This is a genomic window from Salibacterium lacus (genome assembly GCF_042684865.1).
Classification (GTDB): domain Bacteria; phylum Bacillota; class Bacilli; order Bacillales; family Marinococcaceae; genus Salibacterium; species Salibacterium lacus.
In genome coordinates, this window is record NZ_JBHUML010000002.1 from 871,888 (window position 1) to 891,887 (window position 20,000).

Annotated in this window: 22 protein-coding genes; all 22 read right to left on the reverse strand. The window is 48.1% G+C overall.

Going from position 1 to position 20,000, the window contains the following annotated elements; translation table 11 throughout:
• Positions 1-10: 10 nt before the first annotated feature.
• The 22 genes from ACFSUB_RS05280 to murB all read right to left on the reverse strand — a co-directional run bounded on the left by ACFSUB_RS05280 (position 11) and on the right by murB (position 19,998).
• Positions 11-1,345 (reverse strand): uracil-xanthine permease family protein, encoded by a 1,335-nt coding sequence (locus ACFSUB_RS05280; protein WP_380712140.1) that lies wholly within the window; start codon positions 1,343-1,345, stop codon positions 11-13.
• A 155-nt stretch (positions 1,346-1,500) separates the two neighbouring features.
• The gene (pyrR, locus tag ACFSUB_RS05285) at positions 1,501-2,049 is read right to left on the reverse strand and encodes a bifunctional pyr operon transcriptional regulator/uracil phosphoribosyltransferase PyrR (RefSeq protein ID WP_380713182.1); all 549 of its coding nucleotides are present in this window, start codon (positions 2,047-2,049) and stop codon (positions 1,501-1,503) included.
• Positions 2,050-2,253: 204 nt separating this feature from the next.
• Entirely contained in the window at positions 2,254-3,171 is a 918-nt protein-coding gene (locus ACFSUB_RS05290; RefSeq protein ID WP_380712141.1) for an RluA family pseudouridine synthase, read from the reverse strand.
• Entirely contained in the window at positions 3,164-3,652 is a 489-nt protein-coding gene (lspA, locus tag ACFSUB_RS05295) for a signal peptidase II (RefSeq protein ID WP_380713183.1), read from the reverse strand. The genes ACFSUB_RS05290 and lspA overlap by 8 nt, the downstream gene beginning before the upstream one ends.
• A gap of 40 nt (positions 3,653-3,692) precedes the next feature.
• Entirely contained in the window at positions 3,693-6,470 is a 2,778-nt protein-coding gene (gene ileS, locus ACFSUB_RS05300) for an isoleucine--tRNA ligase (RefSeq protein WP_380712142.1), read from the reverse strand.
• Between the two features lie 368 nt (positions 6,471-6,838).
• On the reverse strand, positions 6,839-7,360 hold the full coding sequence (locus tag ACFSUB_RS05305) for a DivIVA domain-containing protein (protein WP_380712143.1): 522 nt from the start codon (positions 7,358-7,360) through the stop codon (positions 6,839-6,841).
• A gap of 81 nt (positions 7,361-7,441) precedes the next feature.
• A complete protein-coding gene (locus ACFSUB_RS05310) occupies positions 7,442-8,233 on the reverse strand; it encodes a YlmH family RNA-binding protein (RefSeq protein ID WP_380712144.1) in 792 nt (263 codons plus the stop codon).
• Positions 8,234-8,488, reverse strand: a complete 255-nt coding sequence (locus tag ACFSUB_RS05315) for a YggT family protein (protein WP_380712145.1) — start codon at positions 8,486-8,488, stop codon at positions 8,234-8,236.
• 25 nt (positions 8,489-8,513) lie between these two features.
• Positions 8,514-8,927, reverse strand: a complete 414-nt coding sequence (locus ACFSUB_RS05320; RefSeq protein ID WP_380712146.1) for a cell division protein SepF — start codon at positions 8,925-8,927, stop codon at positions 8,514-8,516.
• Positions 8,928-8,956: 29 nt separating this feature from the next.
• Complete coding sequence (locus ACFSUB_RS05325) at positions 8,957-9,652, reverse strand: YggS family pyridoxal phosphate-dependent enzyme (protein WP_380712147.1); 696 nt, start codon at positions 9,650-9,652, stop codon at positions 8,957-8,959.
• A 7-nt stretch (positions 9,653-9,659) separates the two neighbouring features.
• Positions 9,660-10,535, reverse strand: a complete 876-nt coding sequence (gene pgeF / locus ACFSUB_RS05330; protein ID WP_380712148.1) for a peptidoglycan editing factor PgeF — start codon at positions 10,533-10,535, stop codon at positions 9,660-9,662.
• Between the two features lie 58 nt (positions 10,536-10,593).
• Positions 10,594-10,839: a YlmC/YmxH family sporulation protein gene (locus ACFSUB_RS05335; RefSeq protein WP_090925541.1), complete on the reverse strand. Its 246-nt coding sequence runs from the start codon at positions 10,837-10,839 to the stop codon at positions 10,594-10,596.
• A gap of 178 nt (positions 10,840-11,017) precedes the next feature.
• The gene (sigG, locus tag ACFSUB_RS05340) at positions 11,018-11,803 is read right to left on the reverse strand and encodes an RNA polymerase sporulation sigma factor SigG (RefSeq protein ID WP_380712149.1); all 786 of its coding nucleotides are present in this window, start codon (positions 11,801-11,803) and stop codon (positions 11,018-11,020) included.
• A gap of 182 nt (positions 11,804-11,985) precedes the next feature.
• Complete coding sequence (gene sigE / locus ACFSUB_RS05345) at positions 11,986-12,699, reverse strand: RNA polymerase sporulation sigma factor SigE (protein ID WP_380712150.1); 714 nt, start codon at positions 12,697-12,699, stop codon at positions 11,986-11,988.
• Positions 12,700-12,721: 22 nt separating this feature from the next.
• On the reverse strand, positions 12,722-13,648 hold the full coding sequence (locus ACFSUB_RS05350) for a sigma-E processing peptidase SpoIIGA (protein ID WP_380712151.1): 927 nt from the start codon (positions 13,646-13,648) through the stop codon (positions 12,722-12,724).
• A gap of 168 nt (positions 13,649-13,816) precedes the next feature.
• The gene (gene ftsZ / locus ACFSUB_RS05355) at positions 13,817-14,965 is read right to left on the reverse strand and encodes a cell division protein FtsZ (RefSeq protein ID WP_380712153.1); all 1,149 of its coding nucleotides are present in this window, start codon (positions 14,963-14,965) and stop codon (positions 13,817-13,819) included.
• A gap of 111 nt (positions 14,966-15,076) precedes the next feature.
• Positions 15,077-16,360 (reverse strand): cell division protein FtsA, encoded by a 1,284-nt coding sequence (ftsA, locus tag ACFSUB_RS05360; RefSeq protein ID WP_380712154.1) that lies wholly within the window; start codon positions 16,358-16,360, stop codon positions 15,077-15,079.
• A gap of 193 nt (positions 16,361-16,553) precedes the next feature.
• Positions 16,554-16,898 carry a DUF1290 domain-containing protein gene (locus tag ACFSUB_RS05365; RefSeq protein ID WP_380712155.1) on the reverse strand — a complete coding sequence of 115 codons (345 nt, stop codon included), beginning with the start codon at positions 16,896-16,898 and terminating at the stop codon, positions 16,554-16,556.
• Positions 16,898-17,590, reverse strand: coding sequence for a DUF881 domain-containing protein (locus ACFSUB_RS05370; RefSeq protein WP_380713184.1), 693 nt, complete (start codon positions 17,588-17,590; stop codon positions 16,898-16,900). The genes ACFSUB_RS05365 and ACFSUB_RS05370 overlap by 1 nt, the downstream gene beginning before the upstream one ends.
• 10 nt (positions 17,591-17,600) lie before the next feature.
• Positions 17,601-18,293 carry a DUF881 domain-containing protein gene (locus ACFSUB_RS05375; protein ID WP_380712157.1) on the reverse strand — a complete coding sequence of 231 codons (693 nt, stop codon included), beginning with the start codon at positions 18,291-18,293 and terminating at the stop codon, positions 17,601-17,603.
• Positions 18,280-19,068 carry a cell division protein FtsQ/DivIB gene (locus ACFSUB_RS05380; protein WP_380712159.1) on the reverse strand — a complete coding sequence of 263 codons (789 nt, stop codon included), beginning with the start codon at positions 19,066-19,068 and terminating at the stop codon, positions 18,280-18,282. Before ACFSUB_RS05380 ends, ACFSUB_RS05375 begins: the two co-directional genes overlap by 14 nt.
• Before the next feature lie 15 nt (positions 19,069-19,083).
• Positions 19,084-19,998: a UDP-N-acetylmuramate dehydrogenase gene (gene murB, locus ACFSUB_RS05385; protein ID WP_380713185.1), complete on the reverse strand. Its 915-nt coding sequence runs from the start codon at positions 19,996-19,998 to the stop codon at positions 19,084-19,086.
• Positions 19,999-20,000: the final 2 nt, after the last annotated feature.

Consider the following 20,000-nt stretch of genomic DNA (forward strand, 5'->3'; position numbering starts at 1 on the left):
TATGAGTAAGTCAGGCGGCTTCGTCTTCTTTCATGCTCTCCTCAAGGGATTCAAACATGGCACCGTTGCCGAACCCGTATTGTTTTCCAGGCAGAACCGCGTTTAGAATAATACCGGTTATCGTTGCAAGGGCCATTCCCGAAACTTCAAGGTTCTCATTGATCTCGATGAAAGCACCTCCTATACCGATAACGAGTATGACAGAGACGATGATCAGATTTCGTTTTACACCGAGGTCAATCTTATTATCTATAAGCACCCGAAGACCGGACGAGGCGATAATGCCAAACAGCAGGAGGGATACCCCGCCCATTACCGCACCCGGAATGCTTGCTATCAGAGCCTCAATCTTCCCGATAAATCCAAAGACAATAGCGAGAACCGCTGCCCCTCCAATGACGTACACACTGAAAACTCTCGTGATCGCGAGTACGCCGATATTTTCCCCGTAGGTGGTATTTGGCGGTCCGCCTATGAGGGAAGCAACAATGGTTGCTGCTCCGTCTCCCATGATAGAGCGGTGCAGACCCGGCTTTTTTACATAGTTTTCGCCGGCGACTTTACTTAGGACGAGTTGATCGCCGATATGTTCGGCCAGAGTAACGACGGCAATCGGCGTCATGATGAAAATAATGCTCCATGACCACTGCGGCTCAAATCCTATAAAAGGTACAACCAGATCCGGGACCCGGAACCAGGAGGCCTGCGCAATGCCGCTCATATCTACGATGCCGGCTTCAAGTGCGATTGCGTAACCTCCCGTCAGTCCTATAAGAATCGGAATGAGATTCAAAAACCCTCTCACAAAAACAGAAACGATAATCGTTATAGCAAGGGTCGCCAGAGCAATGCTGAAATGAAGGGCCGGTTGTACGTACTGCCCGCTCTGATCATCAAAGTTCATCGCCATATCCACCGCTGTGCCAGCCAGACCGAGCCCGATGACCATAATGACCGGTCCGGTTACAACGGGCGGAAGCAGATTCATCAGCCACTGTACGCCTGTCTCTTTTATAAGCAGCGCCGTAATACTGTAGACAACACCGGCTGCGAATGTCCCGATCATGACTCCTTCCGGACCCCCGAGAGCCATGGCGGATGTGACGGGCATAATAAAGGCAAACGATGACCCCAGATACGCAGGAATCTGCCCTTTGGTAATGATCAGGTAAACGAGGGTTCCCAGTCCACTCGAAAGGAGCGCAACAGCCGGGCTGAGGCCCGTCAACGCCGGAACGAGAATAGTGGCCCCGAACATGGCGAATAAATGCTGCATGCTCAGGATAAGCCATTTGTTCCATTTTGGGATGTCGTTTTTTTTCAATTTCACCTGCGTGTCTTCCATATGTCATCTCTCCTGTTCTGGTTGATGTTCTCTTCAACGGGCAAAAAAAATCTTTGCCCGTCAGGCAAAGAGGTACAAACAGGAGACAGGAAGACACGTTTCTCCTGCTCCATTTATACCCCTTTTCAGCCTCACTGGACTGATTTAAAGCGGGTTTAACTGTTTTTATTCTTGATGGTCACTTCATCAAACCGGTCTGTCTCTTGCAGTTTCACGGCGATGATTTCTTCTTTGGATGTAGGGATATTTTTTCCGACAAAATCCGGCCGGACCGGAAGCTCCCTGTGTCCCCGATCGATAAGCACTGCCAGCTGAATGTGGGCGGGTCTGCCGAGGTCCATGACCGCATCCATGGCAGCTCTTACCGTACGGCCGGTGTACAGAACGTCATCCACCAGGATAATTTTTTTGTCTTTGATATCCACCGGAATATCGGTTCCCCGAAGCTCCGGCTCCCCTTCACCGGTTCGGTACGTTAAATCATCCCGGTACAATGTAATATCAGCCTCGCCGACGGGTACTGCATTTCCTTCAATCCGTTCAATGTTTGCGGCTATACGATTGGCAATGTAAATGCCTCTTGTTTTAATACCGACGAGCACGCATTCTTCCACACCTTTATTTTTTTCAATAATCTCATGCGAAATCCGTGTCAATGCCCGCCGCACCGCCTGTTCATCGAGTAATGTCCGATCTTCGCCCACTCGTCCCACGACCTTTCCCTTCCGAAACATTTTGTCATAAAAAAATCCTCCCGCCCGTTTGGGGGAGAGGATGTGCGACCGTGTTTGATACACCACCCCTCTTTCAAAAAGGGGCGGCAGCCGTTTCCTTCCCAGCCTCACAGGACTGTCTTTAAAGGATTTTCATATCGTTTGTATAGATTATGTCAGATTATGCTTCCGGGGTCAATCCTTTTTTCGAAGATCTTGAAGCATGACGTTCATTTCTTCAGGGAGCGGTGCTTCCCAGTTCATCCATTCTTCGTGCACAGGGTGGATGAGAGAAAGACCCGAAGCGTGGAGAGCCTGACTGCTGAGGCCGGTGGTTTTTTTCCGGGTATATTTTGGATCTCCTGCAGCCGGGTGACCGATATAAGAGAAGTGAACCCGGATCTGATGGGTTCTTCCGGTTTCAAGACGGCACTCCACCAATGTGAACTCCTCAAAGCGCTCCATCACCCGGAAGTGGGTGACCGCCTCTTTGGAATGATAATCTGTGACCGCCATCTTCTGACGATCCCCTGTGTCCCTGCCGACAGGAGCTTCAATGACGCCGGTATCATGCACGATACTCCCGTGCACAACCGCCTGATACACCCGCTTCATCTGCTTTTCCTGAAGTTGCGCGGCAAGATGCAGATGAGCGCTGTCGTTTTTAGCACAGACCAACAGTCCCGACGTGTCTTTATCAAGACGGTGGACGATACCCGGCCTTTCATCGCCGTTAACAGATGATAACGACGAGCAGTGATAAAGCAGCGCATTTACAAGGGTGCCTGAATAATGTCCCGGGGCTGGATGAACGACCATCCCTTTCGGCTTATTGACGACGATGATATCTTCATCTTCATGATAAATATCAAGCGGGAGGGATTCCGGAAGCAGCGGCTGCTCCTCTTCCTCTGTTTCATTGACTGCCACCTTATCGCCGTTTCGTAGAACATAATTGCTTTTTACGGCGTCTTGATTGACGAGAACCTTCTCTTCGCCGGCCCACTGCTGCACTTTCGTTCTTGACCAGCCGCTGCCGGAGCCGGCCAGAAATTTGTCAATCCGGCTTCCGGCGTCTTCTTCTGTTATCTGCCATGTGTGGTACTTATCCATGTTTCTCTTTCCTCTTTTCTTTCCAGTCGTCTGCCGCCATTTTCACAATGAGCATCAACACCCCGGTGACAAGTGCGGAATCAGCGATATTAAATATCGGATAATTGTACGAAAAAATGTAGACATTGAAGAAGTCCACCACTTCCCCGAAAAGCACCCGGTCGATAAAGTTACCAAGCGCTCCCCCGAGAATAAGGGCCAGGGGAATGCCGTACCATTTACTCTGCATGCCGTAGCTGTGCAGATAATAGACAATGAAAACAGCCACAATCACCGTCACGATGTAAAACAGCCACATCTGTCCCTGGAGCATGCCAAAAGCGGCCCCTGAGTTACGGTGGGATGTTAAATAGAAAAACCCCTGTATAACCTCTATACTTTCTGCTACATCCATGTACTGAACGATAAGCCATTTAGTCAGCTGGTCGACCGCAATGGTGAACAGTGCCAGTCCATAATATAATAACTTTTTCATATTTATTGGAACACCTGCTTTTCTTCAGCCGCATCCGGCCGAAACATTAGTCGGCTGTATTCACGTGACTGTAATGATTTTTAACAATACCGGCACATTTGCTGCACAGACCCGGGTGGTCCGGATCGCTTCCGACATCCGTCCGCACAGTCCAGCAGCGTTCACATGTATCACCTTCGGCCGGGTGCACTTCAACAGCGGTATGCTCGAAATGCTCTGCGGAATCGGGAGCCGCTTCTTTTGTGTCTGCAAGTTCAGCTTTAGAAACGATAAACAGCTGTTCCAGGTTTTCTCCTGACAAAAACGGATATACATTATTTCCGGCATAAATGGTAACAGCGGCTGTTAGTGACTTGCCGATTTCCTTGTTGTTTCTGGCCTCTTCCAGCGCCTTTAATACCTCGTCACGGATTTCCATAAGGGTATCCCATTTACGTCTCAGTTCTTCGTTCCCCTGTTTTTTGACAGCGTCGGGCATATCCGTCAGCTGCGGCGTTGACGCTTGTGTTCCCGGAATATACTCCCACACTTCATCAGCTGTGTGCGGCATAATGGGCGCTGATAACTGCACAAGGGCAACTAACGTGTCATACATGACCGTTTGGAAAGCACGCCGCGACGAATCATTTTCCGGGTGGATATAAAGCGTGTCTTTGGCAATATCCATATAGAAGGAACTTAAGTCAATCGTGCAGAAATTATGGAGAGTGTGATACACGTTCGCAAATTCATACTGATCATATCCACGCTTGGTTTTTTCCACCAGATCATTCAGGCGGAGCTTCATATAGCGGTCCAGTTCGGACAGTTCTTCCTCAGGGACACGGTTCGCGCCTGGATCAAAATCCTGGAGATTACCGAGCAGAAAACGGAAAGTGTTTCTCATTTTCCTGTATACTTCAGCGACCTGTTTCAGTATCTCGTCTGAGATGCGTACATCCGCCTGGTAGTCGACCGAAGCCGTCCACATCCGCAGAATGTCAGCTCCAAGCTGCTTCATGATATCATTTGGCACCATCACGTTACCGAGTGATTTACTCATCTTCCGACCGTAGCCGTCCAAAGCAAAACCGTGACTGATAATCATGTCGTAGGGAGATGCACCATTGGTCGCCACACTGGTCGTCAGTGATGAGTTGAACCAGCCTCTGTATTGATCGGACCCTTCCAGATAAACATCCGCAGGGCGTTTTAGTTCCTCCCGTTCTTCGAGCACCGCTTCATGGGATGAACCACTGTCAAACCAGACATCCATAATATCCATTTCTCTTGTGAACCCGCCGTTTGGACTTTTTTCCGACGTGTAGCCGTCCGGCAGAAGGTCATTTGTCTCCCATTCAAACCAGATGTTTGACCCGTGTTCCCGGAACAAACGGGATACGTGCTCAATCGTTTCATCGGTAACAATTTCGGTGCCGTCTTCCTCATAAAAGACCGGAATCGGCACGCCCCACGCACGCTGTCTGGAAATGCACCAGTCCCCGCGGTCTCTGACCATGTTGTAAAGACGTGTCTCTCCCCATTTAGGCAGCCATGTCACGCCGTTTACAGCTTCAAGCAGCTCGCTGCGTACATCTTCAATGGACGCGAACCACTGAGCGGTCGCCCGGAATATAACCGGCTTCTTTGTACGCCAGTCGTGGGGATACGCATGCGTAATGAACGTAAGTTTCAGCAATGATCCAACTTCATCAAGCTTTTCGGTGATAGGTTTATTGGCATGATCGTAGAATTCACCCTCAAATCCGGGGGCTTCCTCCGTGAAGTACCCTTTGTCATCTACCGGACAGAGAGTTTCCAGACCGTAATGCTGGGCAATCCTGTAGTCATCTTCCCCGTGTCCCGGAGCAGTATGCACGCAGCCCGTTCCTGCATCAAGTGACACATGGTCTCCGAGAATTACAATGGAATCTCGGCCGTATATCGGATGCGCTGCCGTCAGATGTTCGAGTTCTTTCCCCTTTACTGTCTGCAGAATCTGAGGGGTTTCCCACTCCAGTTCCGTTTCCAGATTTTCCACGAGATCACGCGCAACGATATACTTCGCTTCCTGCACCTGTACAACGGCGTAGTCCAGCTCCGGATGAACAGCCACGGCCAGATTGGCCGGAATGGTCCATGGCGTGGTCGTCCAGATAATAAACTGTTCATCTCCATCCAGAACCCGGCCGCCGTCTTTCACATCGAAAGCTGTATAAATGGACGGTGATTTTTTATCATGGTATTCGATTTCTGCTTCAGCAAGTGCCGATTCCGAAGAAGGAGACCAGAAAACGGGCTTTTGTCCTTTATAGATATACCCACGTTTCGCCATTTCTCCAAAAACCTGAATCTGCCGGGCTTCGTACTCTTTGTTAAGAGTGATATAAGGATTGTCCCAGTCCCCCCGCACACCGAGACGCTTAAACTGACTGCGCTGACGGTCGAGTTGATTCATCGCATATTCTTCGCAGGCTTTCCGGAATTCCGCCGTCGACATCTTTTTGCGGTCCACTTTTTTGTTTTTGGTGAGTGCCGTTTCAATGGGGAGCCCGTGGGTATCCCAGCCGGGAACATAAGGAGCATGGTAACCGTTCATCGATTTGTACCGTACGATAATATCTTTGAGTATTTTGTTCAGGGCATGACCCATGTGAATGTCGCCGTTTGCATAAGGCGGACCGTCATGAAGGACAAAGAGCGGCCGTCCTTTCGTGCGTTCCTGCACCTTTTCATACATATTTTCTTCTTCCCACTGCTTCTGCCGTTCCGGTTCTTTGTTGGGAAGATTTCCTTTCATCGGAAATTTAGTCTTCGGCATTAATAATGTTTCTTTATAGCTCATGATTGATCCTCCTATTGTATTCTCATACCGCTTAAAATCATTTTGGAGCATGTACCTCTCCAGGAACACGGTGCAAAAAAAGCCTTCCCGCCCCTGTAAAGGGACGAGAAGGCCTCGCGGTACCACCCTGATTGTATGACAGATATCGGTATCCATCATCCTCTTGATTCGGTATAACGGCCGCAAGCCGCCTCACGCCTCCTTTATTCGGCGTGGGAACTCCAGGGTGATGTCCTTCAATGAGACCGCTGCTGTGCTCCCACCATCCACAGTTCGCTGAACTAAACGGTTTCTCTCATCAGGCTCGTCCCTTTCTTCGTTCAGATGACTATTCTTTTATTGTAAAAGTATAGAACAGATGAGATCTTTTAGTCAACCTGCCGGGATTCCCCGGTGTGTACACTTTCCTGAACGTTTTCTTCGTTTTCGGTGTCCACCACCTCATCCCAGTCTTCATTATGCAGCATCTCAAGCTGGGCCTCGATGAGCATTTTGAACCGCGTGCGGTACACGGATGCCTGTTTCTTCAGCTCTTCAATTTCAAGTTCAATCTTTCTCGACTTATTCAGGGCATCATTTATGATGCGGTCGGCATTTTTCTCGGCTTCCTTAATGATGAGCTGAGATTCTTTCTGGGCATTACGCTTCACTTCTTCAGCAGACTCCTGCGCAACCAGGATGGATTTGTTCAACGTTTCTTCAATGTTGGAGAAATGCTCCAATCTTTCTTCCAGTTCATTTACTTTCGTAAACAGCTCATTTTTTTCCTGCATGACACTTTCATAATCTTTAATGACCTGATCGAGAAATTCATTTACTTCATCTTCATCATAACCCCGGAATCCTCTTGTGAATTCTTTATTATGAATATCGAGTGGTGTTAATGGCAAATTACCGCACCTCCTGCTATCCTTCTGATAATTATGTCTTCCTGTGTTATAACGTTCGACATCTTCTGTCTTTTTCCTGCTTTATGTGTTTTTGTTATCTGTTTTTGTTCCGTACGTAATCCGGACCCGCTGTTTTTTTGTTTCTCCCGCCGAGCCGATAAATTTTCTTCTGCCTTTGCCCCGCACCGATACATAATCCCCGGGTTCCAGAGTAAAAGAAGGTTTATCTTCGGTTCTCCAGTTGACTTTCACTCTCCCCTTTTCTATAAAAGGCAGGGCCTTGCTGCGTGAAAGCTGATACATGCCTGCAACCATAACATCCAGGCGCAGCGAAGAAACCGTCGTATGTACTTCCTCCCAGTGATCTTCAAGCGGAAGCATCTCTGAAAGGGGGAGAATCTCAGTCCGTACGGAAGCTTTTCCAACCTGTTCGAGGTTCATCTCGATATACAGGGAAATATCAGCCGCGGCCGTAAAATGAAAAATTCCGTCACCTTTCACAATGTCCCCGTATTTCTCCCGTTTGAGACCCAGACCCGTCAACGACCCCAGAACATCAGGATGGGTAAGGGTGACGAACTTTTGCGGGTAGGTAATCTGAAACAGCTGAATATCAAAATCGTCCTCGGTGATCTCTTCATAAAACGGGTAAAGGAGCGCCCTTTTCCGTTCACAGTGCTCCTGTCCTCCCCAAAAAGATAGATAGACGACCTCATCCCGCCCGACGATGGAAGCCAGAATATCCTGTTCTCTTGGATTCAGGAATCCGGTCAGCCTGCGTTGATACATCGTTTCGACCGTGTTTTTCCATTCCAGTGCCTGCTCGACAAAAGGGTGCTCTTCTTTGCGGAAATGTTCAAGTACCGGCATCATCTAAAAAAACAACGCCATTACACCGAATCTTGCGAAATGCAGGGCTACAATGGCAACAATCGGCGAAATATCTATCATACCAAGCGGCGGTATAATCCGGCGGAACGGTTCCAGGTAAGGTTCAACCATCGCGCCTAGTATCCGGCCGAAAGACGATTCCCGGGCATTCGGGAACCAGGACATCAGGATGTAAATAATGATGATATACGAATATATCTCCATCCCTCTTATAAGCAGATTTCCTATGAGTTGCATGCAGGGCATTCTCCTTTATTTATTATTAATCCTGAGGATATAATATTTCAGAAATATCACCGGAAACATCCACATTATCCGGCGTACACAAAAAGTTACTGGGACCGATTTTTTGAATCTCCCCTCCCACAGCATAAACAGTACCGCTCAGAAAATCAACGATTCTTCTGGCCTGCTGGGAATCGACACGCTGCAGATTAATAATCACCGATTTCCGGTTTTTCACGTGATCGGCAATTTCCTGGGCTTCGTCGTATTCGCGCGGTTCCATCAGAATCACTTTGGAAGACTGCTGTACGCTCTGCAGACTCACCACATTCCCGCCTTTTTCCTCTTTTGCGGAATCTGTCCGTTCCTTTTCGGGCGGACGCTCCACTTCTTCTTCGACGACGTCGTCTTCGAGTTCAAAAAAGCGTTTAAATTTGGACTTGAAGCTCATCGGTTTTCCTCCTTGATGGTCCTCCGGATCTATCCGTGCCGGCTCCCGACCAGATCTGTACCAATACGCACAAAAGTTGCTCCTTCTTCGACTGCCACCGCAAAATCGTTCGACATTCCCATCGATAGATGATGACAGGGGGCGTGGGGGTGCTGCTGCTTTTGTATGTCATCACGCAGTTCCCTGAGTTTCCGGAAAACAGGGCGTGTCTGTTCCGGATCTTCTTCAAACGGCGCCATTGTCATCAAACCTACCACCTGGACGGCAGGGTATTCTTTCAGATCAGCGATAAAACCTTCCAGGTCCTGCGGAGCAACTCCGGCTTTGCTGTCTTCCCCGGAAACATTCACCTGTACCATACAGGGAACGACGTGGTTGTCCGGACTTCGTTTCTGGAATTCGCGTGCAAGACCGAGTCTGTCCAGAGAATGAAAGTAGTCATATTTATCTACGATATCTTTTACTTTTTTGCTCTGCAGGGATCCAATAAAATGGAGAAAAGCCTGTCCGCGGCATGTTTCCCACTTTTCAAGAGCTCCCTGCAGACGATTTTCTCCGATATGACGGATGCCTGCATCCACAGCTTCAAGTGCTCTGTCCGTCGTAACGTATTTCGTTACAGCAATGATATGTACATCCGAGCGGTCTCTTCCCGAGCGGTTGCAGGCAGCCTGTATCTCCTGTTCAATCCGGGAGAGATTTTCCTTCACATTCACTAGCAGCATCTCCTTTTTACCTTCCTGTTCCGTTCATCCCGATAAAAGCCGCCATCCGGCCGGAAGCACTGCCATCCCTCCGGTGGGAAAAAAAGTTCTCTTCCTCAAGGTATGTACAGTGCGAGCTCATATAAATCTGTTCCGGCGGCACTCCCGCCTGTTCCAGGAGCAGACGGTTCATCTCTTTTACAGAAAGGAACCATTTTCCGGAAGGGGAAGCTTTCCATGGAGCACGTTCATCTTCCGGGAGCACGTTTTTCATTGCGTCAATGACACCATCGTCCACTTCATATACCGTTTCCGACACAGCCGGGCCGATGACAGCATAAACGTCCTCTGGAGGAATACCTTCCTCCGTGTGCCAGGTGGAGACAAACTTTCCGGCTATATTCATGCTCGTTCCTCTCCATCCTGCGTGCGCGGAGCCGATACAGGCATGTCCCGGAGCCGAGAAAAAGAGCGGAACACAGTCCGCGTATAAACTGACCAGAAGAATGCCGTTTTCGCGCGTATAGAGCCCGTCATAATTCCCCGCATTGCTCTTGCGGTCCAATGCTCCCATGCCGCAGTGCTTATTGTCCACTTTTAATATATCTGCCTGATGAACCTGCTCGGCAGCCACCCAGTTTTCCAGCGGAAATCCAGCAGATTCTGCTGTGAGACGCCTGTTTTCACGGACAGCGCGGGAATCATCTCCAACATGAAAAGCTGTGTTGAGAGAGTCATACGGACGTTCGCTCACCCCTCCTGAGCGGGACGATATGCCGGCTGTAACTTCATATGGCAGAATTTCTGCTTTCACCCGCCAGTGGCGGTTGTCAAAGCGGTAAAACGGTTCCTGTTCCATCCAATCTCTTCCTTTTTTGAAGGATGTCGTTTTCGTTGTATCCATTTTAACATATTTCCCGTGTTTGCAATAGAAAAGCTTTCTTTTCCAGTTTTTCAGCGGTTTAGTCGGGGTCCGGCTCATATAGATTGACAAGAATCACATCCGAACCAATTTTTACTATATGTGTCCACGGTACCATAAACTCGTCTTCTTTATGAAACAGGGCCATCATTTTAGCAGATCCTCCTACAATCACTGCTTCAATATGTCCCGTCTCCACATTGATATCCACGTCTCCTACGTGGCCGAGACGCTTCCCGGTATGCATATTAACAATATCCTTTGCCTGCAGTTCCGATATCCGCATCGAATTATCCCCTTTACGTTCAGGTTCGTACCTTTGTCCGTCCTCCATGGTTTCATGCAGCGCGCGGCAGGAGAGAATGTAATTCATTATATGCAGAGAGTGCGGTCTTCATATTCATTCCGGCAAAAAAAGCCTTCGTCTTTTTTGACGAAGGCAGAACCCCTTATGATTCATGTCATCACATGCTTGAAAAACGGGTCATTTGGGATATGGCTCCTTTTTCCAAACGTGAAACCTGTGCCTGCGATATCCCGATTTCATCAGCCACTTCCATTTGAGTCTTTCCCTGAAAAAAACGCATATCCAAAATCATTTTCTCCCGGCCGTTCAATTGAACCATTGCTTCCTGAAGGGCCAGATGATCGGTCCACTTATGATCCTGCTCCTTGTCATCACTGAGCTGATCCATCACATAAATCGGATCTCCGCCGTCGTTGTAAATCGGCTCAAACAGCGATACAGGATCCTGAATGGCATCAAGGGCAAATACGACATCTTCCTTTGGCATTTCCAGTTTTTCTGCCATTTCCTGAACGGTCGGTTCCTTTTCACGATTTTCTTCCTCCATGAGCCTGTCCCGCATCTGAAGTGCTTTATACGCCGTATCCCGCAGCGATCTTGAAACGCGTATTGGATTATTATCGCGGAGGTAACGGCGTACTTCACCGATAATCATTGGTACCGCGTATGTCGAAAAACGTACATTCTGGCTGAGATCAAAATTGTCGATCGATTTCATTAAACCGATACAGCCGACCTGAAAAAGGTCATCCATATGTTCTCCGCGGTTATTGAAACGCTGAATGACACTTAATACGAGACGAAGATTTCCATTCACCAACTCTTCCCGTGCCATTTCATCACCATGCTGCATTTGACTGAACAACTCGCGCATTTCCTTGTTTTTTAAAACGGGAAGCTTGGATGTATCTACACCACATATTTCAACTTTACTGCGTGCCAACGTTTTCCCCCCCAGGTCTGGATGTCGAAATGAACCGCAGACGGCTTCATTTACTCATCTTGTCTGTTCATGTTCAGTATGTCCTGACGAGGGAAAAATATGCAGTTGGATAAGAGACCATCCCTTTATCCATCTTCCTTGCAGGAAGCGGCGCAAAGGCTTTTGAACCTGTTTTTCAGGCTTCACACCATTTTATTGAATTCTTTGCGGAGACGTTTAATAATCCGCTTTTCCAGACGCGATATATAGGACTGGGAAATGCCGAGCAGATCCGCTACATCTTTTTGCGTCTGCTCCTGGTTTCCAGCCAGCCCAAAGCGCATCTCCATAATTTGTTTTTCCCGGGGGTTCAGTATTTCAAGAGACTTTTTCAGGAGCCGCCGGTCTACTTTTTCTTCTATGCCTTTTGTAATAATGTTTTCATCCGTTCCCAGAATGTCCGACAGGAGCAGTTCATTTCCATCCCAGTCAATATTCAGCGGTTCATCAAACGATATTTCAGAACGGAGCTTATTCGTCCTCCGCAGATGCATTAATATTTCGTTTTCAATGCAGCGGGAAGCGTAGGTGGCAAGCTTAATCTTTTTTTCCGGATTAAAGGTGTTCACTGCCTTTATCAACCCTATCGTTCCGATGCTGATGAGATCTTCTATATTAATTCCCGTATTCTCAAATTTCCTGGCAATATAGACGACAAGACGGAGGTTTCTCTCAATCAGTACGGACCTGGCTGCTTCATCGTTTTCAGGAAGTCTGCTGATATAATGAGCTTCTTCTTCTTTGGATAAGGGAGGGGGCAGGGCTTCACTTCCACCAATATAATAAAGGTCATCCGGCTTCCATCCAACTTTTCTTAGTATTTTCATCCAAAATACAGTGATTGTTCCTTTCTTCAAGCAAATACCTCCTGTCTCAAGATTAAGCACTCCGGGAAGCGTTGGATTCCGGGAGCGCTTCCGCCGGAATAATCATTTGAAAATCATTCGTTCCTGAAAGGGGATAAGGATCGACACCCACCAGAAGCGGGACCGATTCATGCTGTTTCTCTTTCAGATACACTCCGTCCGGACGCAGGGCAAACATCCATTTCATTTCCTGGCCCGCTGAACGGTAAGGGATTAATTTCCACCGCTTTTTCCATATGCTGAAGTCTTCCAATTTCCCCACTGCTCCATTTTCCATTACCTTTTTCCATGTGTTGTACTCTTCTTCCGTCAGAATGGAGGCAAACAGCTGCAGTTCCACTATCATGACAGGCGTGCCGGAAAGCGGATCTTTTAACTGGTTGCCGGTGTCCACCAAGGCGGAAGCTTCCCACCGCTGTCCGTCAATTTCTAAAATGACCTTAGTGGTTTTTTCGATTTTCGTTTCCCGGTTTTTTCCGAGAGTCTGCAGCATATGAATGGTTACGGCTGCAAGAAGAACCGCAGTTAAAATAAATCCATAAGAAAGAGATGCTCCCGGCATCCAAGCCGAACCTTGTCCAACTTGAAAATACACCATCATATGAAGGCCGGTTATGATACCAGCAGTTAAAAAACCGAGCATATAAAACACAAACAGCTGCTGAAGAAATAACGTAACCGAATAAAAGCCAAGCGCTGCCGGTACGAGCACCACAGAAAGAAATAACGCGCTGCCGGGCTGCAGCAGCCAGTCTTCAAATGGAGTCAGAACTGTAAAAACGCTGCAGGATCCTGCCGCCGATACTATCCACACTCTTTTGGCGGACACCTGCTTTCTTGTCCACTTTGCGGTACCCCAAAAGAGCAGCAGGTGAATGCAGACATTCATTCCCCATAAAAGGTCAACATAATATACAGCTCTCCCCTCCCTTCGTTTCATGAACAGGAGAAGTACTGCTTATTATAAATCGGTTCTCGTACAAAGTGTGTCATTTTATGGCAGGCATTTCTTCTTCTTTTCACTAATTTTGTCAAGCTGCCGTCTTTTTCCGTCTGCACAAAACAAGCTCCCTCGGCATAGGAGCCGAGGGAGCTTGTTGGGCAGTATTTATTTTCTTCTGCGGCGGTTCCGCAGAAATGTTGGAATGTCGAGTGTGTCCTCATCTTCGGAGGATTCCTGCCGCTGTTCCTGTGGTTCTTCTGCAGGTTTTTCTTTTTCCGGTGCAGGGCGGGAAGAAGACTGGGACACTTCTTTGCGCTGCTGACCTGCTGGTTTACGTTCTGTCTGCTGCTTCTGGTCATTATTATCTTCAAAACCGGTCGCAATAACGGTAACGACAATCTCATCGTTCAGGTTTTCATTAATGACAGACCCAAAAATCATGTTCACATCGTAATCCGAAGCTTCCGATACAATTTCCGCTGCCTCGTGTACTTCAAACAGACTGAGATTCGTACCCCCGGTGATGTTCATCAGGACACCCTGTGCGCCGGTAACAGACGTTTCAAGGAGAGGGCTTGATATGGATTTTTTTGCAGCTTCTGCAGCACGGTTTTCCCCTGTAGCAATACCAATGCCCATCAAAGCGGATCCTTTTTCGCTCATAATAGTCTTCACGTCGGCAAAGTCCAGGTTAATGAGCCCGGGAACTGCAATAAGATCGGAAATTCCCTGTACACCCTGGCGGAGCACGTTGTCTGCTTCGCGGAAAGCTTCAAGCATCGGCGTATTTTTGTCTACGATTTCAAGAAGCCGGTCGTTTGGAATAACGATCAGCGTATCCACGTTTTCTTTCAGTTCGGAAATGCCGTCTGAGGCCTGGGTCGATCTTTTCTTTCCTTCAAACATAAACGGGCGTGTCACAACTCCAACTGTCAGTGCTCCTACTTCACCTGCTACTTCGGCAATGACAGGTGCGGCACCTGTACCGGTTCCGCCTCCCATACCGGCAGTGATGAAGACCATATCTGCACCGGTCAGAGCTTCTTCAATCTGTTCTTTGCTTTCCTCGGCAGCCTTCTTGCCGATTTCAGGATTGGCTCCAGCACCAAGTCCTCTTGTCAGCTTTCCGCCAAGCTGCAGTTTCGTTTCAGCATGGGACAGCTGAAGGGCCTGTGCATCTGTGTTTACGGCGATAAATTCAACACCCTGCAGTCCGTTTTCAATCATACGGTTTACTGCGTTGGAACCGCCGCCTCCTACACCAATGACCTTAATCTGTGCGAGTGATTCCATATCCATTTCAAATTCCAACATTAAAGGTCCTCCTCATTCGTCAGATCTTTCAAATTACCGTGCACCTTGTTCCAGAACGTCCTTTCCCGTCGTTTTACGGGTTGAAACGTGGAGGGCTGCCGCACGAATCCGCTATTCAAAAAATACCTTAAAGAAATTTTTCATTTTATCCTTCACGCCGGGATCATCTTCCTGTTTTTCTCTTTTTTCCGGCTTGGCCCGTTCAGGCGCAGGGGCCGCTTCCGTTTTACCGGAAGAGACGGAGGCAGAAGGCTCCCGGCCCTGGATTTTCACATTTTGATGGGCAAACTCTATCAAACCGATGCCGATAGTATAAACGGGCTCCCGCACGCCGATATAGTCCGGCACAGCTGTCCGGACGCTCAGGCGCAGCACATCCCGGGCCAGCTCAAGGGATCCGGGAATCATGATGGTGCCGCCGGTGAGCACACAGCCGCCGGGTAGATCCGAATAACCAAGTTTGCGAATTTCATCATCTACCAATTCTAATATTTCTTCCATTCTCGGTTCAATAACATGCGCAATCTCGTATTGTGAATATTCCTCGGGCTCCTCACTGCCAATGGAAGCCACTTCAAACGTTATTTCATCGGAGGCATCATCAATAAAGGCATGTCCATTCTCGCGCTTTATCCGTTCGGCTTCTTCCGAAGAGGTCCGGAGTCCGACGGATATGTCGTTGGTTATATGGTCGCCGCCAATATTCAGAACCGACATTGCCTGCATTTTCCCGTGCTGGAAAATAGAAACCGTTGCGGCCCCGCCGCCGATATCTATCAGCGCGACACCGAGGGCTTTTTCATCTTTGGATACGGCAACCGTTCCGGCAGCCAGGGGCTGAAGACAGATATCTGCCACAGTCAGCCCGGCTTTTTCCACACACCGAAGTAAATTATGTAATGCCGTTTTGGCTCCGGTAATAATAGTGCCTTCCATTTCCAGACGGACACCCAGCATACCGCGCGGGTCGTTGATTCCATCCAGACCGTCAACGATAAACTGATTGGGAATAACATCAATGATTTCGCGTTCAGGGGGGATGGAGAGAACCTGTGCTGCGTCCATGACCCGTTCAATGTCTTCATTATTGATTTCACGATCAGGGCTTGAGACAGCCACAACCCCGCTGCAGTTCTGCATATGAATGTGATTACCGTTTACCCCGACAACCACCTGTTCAATTTCAAGACCGACCATCCTTTCCGCTTCCTGAACCGCGTTTTTGATGGATTGGACGGTTTCATCAATATCAACAATCGCGCCTTTCTTCAGTCCGGTGGACGGAGCGTTGCCCACCCCCATTACTTTCAGGGATCCACCGGACATTTCTCCGACAATGACCCGCACTCCGGACGTACCGATATCCAGGCTGACGTACGTATCTTCGTTGTTCATCTCATGGCACCTCCTACTGCATATGTCTGCTGTATCTGATATGCCTTCTCTTAAGACAGTTGATCTCTATTCCATCATATCATGTAAACCGGCGGTACGTGTGGAAAATGACAGAAAAATTAATTACGTTTTATTTTCAGTGCTGTTACACTTCGCTTTGCCGATCTGATTTTCCTGCATTGACCTGCAACATTCATTTATCTGAACGAATAAGGGAGAGAATTTCCCTTCTGATAACAGCGGTATTTTGAAAGATTCTTATACCAAGCGCTATCAGCGGTGCCAAATATAATTCTACACCAAGTTGGCGGCCCAGAAAAGCCAGTCCCCATGCCAGCAGCAGGCTGAGAAACAGACCGGTGAGAAAAAGAATGTTGGAATAGCTTTGTTTCAGGGTTTCCTTTAATGCTCCGAAAAGGGCGTCCACCATAACGAGCAGAAGAAGAAGAATGTAAACATGATAAGCCGGCGGGATTTCCACTCCAGTCAAAAGTCCAATCAGTATACCTGTTAAAAGCCCGAGTACCGGAAGCCACATTATTCATCTTCCTCCATAACTTCCATATGCTGAACCCGTCTCACTTCATTATGGGAAGGAACAGTGAGATTTTCTTTCTTTTGAACGTTTAATTTCATATTTTCCAAAGAAAAATATTCTTTTGATTCAGAGACGAGCAGTTCGTTGTATAACTGATCCGTATTTTCCGCCACTACTTTTATTTCAAGGGGAATATCCGGAAGTCTCCGGCCGTCGATATGGGTGACCCCGTCTATACTCCGGAAAGCCGTCGTTTCCAGTATACGTTTTCCTTCTATGGACACTGCCCCGGCCCCGAACTGGTTCAGTTCATTTACCATCCGCCGCAAAAGAACCGGCCGGACTGATCTCCCTTTGCCGGTATCTGCATTTCCGGATGGCGAGATCGTTATTTTTACACCGTTTCCACTTTCTTCTGTCATTCCCGCTTCTGCCTTTAGATCTTCTACAGCTTGCTGCATCGCATATTCCCTGCTGTTTTTCTGTTCGGTATTATACTCTTTCAGTAGACTTTCGTTTTCTCTGATGCGTTCATAAAGTTCCTGCCTTCGCTCCTGCTCTTCTTCCAGCGTTTCCTGAAGTTTGAGCACGTCATTACGGTCGGAGGCGTTCGTGAAAGGGATCTGTTCTGTTTTGGATGCTGCGACGTACCCGCAGAGGACGGTCACCAGGAGGACGGCTGTTTTCAGCACAACCCGCAATCTATTCACTCCTTTCTCCCACGGCCGGCATCGTTACGAGATCTTTCTTTTGAATACCTACTTCCACATTCTCATTAACCAGCTGGTCCTTTACACCTCCGTTCATTTCCAAAGCCGCCTCGAGTTGTCCGGATTCTCCAATCGCCTGTATGACAAAAGGAGCGGAGGACGTATGACCATCAATGGTAATGACCGGCCCTGTACATTGAATATATGTATTTTCGGTCACCCGGTAACCGTTGACAGATACAGCTTCTGCACCGGCAAGAAAGAGCTCGTCCATCACCTGCTGGATGTGGCGTTCGTGCACTAAGAACTGGTTTGGATTTTCATCGTCGGGTACGTATTGATAATCATTTAGAGTGACAGCAATACCTTCTCCCCTGACCGAAACTTCTCCGGTGAGCATTCTCATTTTCTTCAATTCTTCCACCAGATTAAAAGAAGATGTTTCACTTTCAGCCAGACTTTCTTCCATCTCCCTTACCTGCTGCTGAAGATTTCTCCATTCTTCTGTCAGCTCTTTGTTCTTCTCCTGCTCTTCAAGTACGCTTTCTCTTAATCGGTCCTCTTCCCGATCATTCGTGTCTTGATCCTGCTGTCCCCCGTCCGCTGCTGTTTGATAGGTTACAGCAAGAAGAAACCCAATCATGAAAAGCAGAGCGGTAAACCAGCGGATATTACTCTTCTTCAACGCTCTCCTCCTCTCCTTCTGCCGCATCAGACTGTTCCGCTTCAAAATAGGGACTCATTTTCATGTGAAGTATTCCTTCTGCCCCGGGATCGACCTGCCTTGCTACAGAAGGGTACTGCGCCATGTGGGAAGCAAAGTTCTGAATCGTCGACTCTACTTCAATTCCATCATTCATATAAAGTCTCAGTCGATTTTGATCATCTTCAACAGGGGAATAAATGACTTCAGAAATACGGTTCATAACCCCTTCTCCAAGATTACTTAGTTCTTTAGAAAAAGCTGCAAGCTTGTCCCTGTTTTCAAAATTCCGCAGAATCGGAGCATCAGAAGGCAGTTCTTCGTACGTTTTTTCCGAAAGAATCTCTCCGTTTTTCAAAACAGGAACAAACGAACCGGTGGTTTCCACGTAAGCCATACGCTGATATTCCTGAACTTGGATGGTAACGGTGGAGGGAAAGGAACGGTCCACCGTTACGTTCTCGATCTCCTGGTGGCTTTGTACGGACTCTTCAGCCTGGGACAAATCCGCCGTCCACATTCCGTCCCCTGTCTGCAGATGGATACGGTCTATTATATTGTCCTGTGAGGTATGCTCATTCCCTTCCACCGTAATATGGCGGATATGACTGAGCGGTGACTGAAAATAAACAACGAGCAGAATAAGGAAAAAAAACACAGAGAGGTATGTGATAAGCCGGCGGTTGGTGCGTTTTTTTCGTTTTTCCTTTAATGCCGGTATCTTTTCTTCTGCGGGTATTACCTTTTTGTCCGCCACCTGCAGACCCTCCTGTCATAGGTTCGCGTTTCGTTCTACTGTCTCCACTTCCGTCTGCATGGTAATCCCGTATAGTTCGTAAATGGTATCCTGAACATGTTTGATGATGGCTGAAACATCCGAAGCTTTGGCCTGATCTACATTAACGATGAAGTTCGCGTGCTGTTCTGAAATACCGGCCCCTCCGTGATGATACCCTTTTAATCCTGCCTGTTCAATCAGGGCTCCGGCATGATCGGGAAGGGGATTACGAAATACACTGCCTGCACACGGATAATTCCATGGCTGGGTGCTGCGGCGGTAATCTTTATGTTTTTTCATTTCTTCCACCACTTCGTCTTTGTTACCTTCTGTCAAAGCCAGAACTGCTTCACAGACCACTGCCCGTTCTTTTTGAAGAATGGAAGTGCGGTAGGAAAATTGCAGCTCCTCGTTGGTAAGCCACACCAAGCTGCCATCCGGATAGAGAACGTGAGCTTTCACTACAATATCAGACATATCCGAGCCATGTGCTCCGGCGTTCATAAAAACAGCCCCGCCGACGGTTCCCGGAATGCCTCCGGCAAATTCAAGGCCGGAGTACCCTTTTTTACTCAAAATCGTAGCAAGTTTAATAAAAGAGAAGCCGGCCCCTGCCCGGATCTGCATATCTTTTTCTTCCATATATTCCATGTTCCGGCCGAGCTTAATGACAACCCCTTTAATACCGGCGTCATCCACCAGAAGATTCGATCCTCTTCCCACAGCCCGCCACGGTACATTCCATGTTGTAATAACGGCCATAGCCCGCTGCAGTGCTTTTATTCCCTCTGGTTCAATAAGCACATCCGCCGGTCCGCCGATTTTCCAGGTCGTATGTTTGGACATTGGTTCCTTCCAAGCCACTCTTCCAATGTCAGCATCCTGCAACTCGCGGAAAACCTGTTCCATCA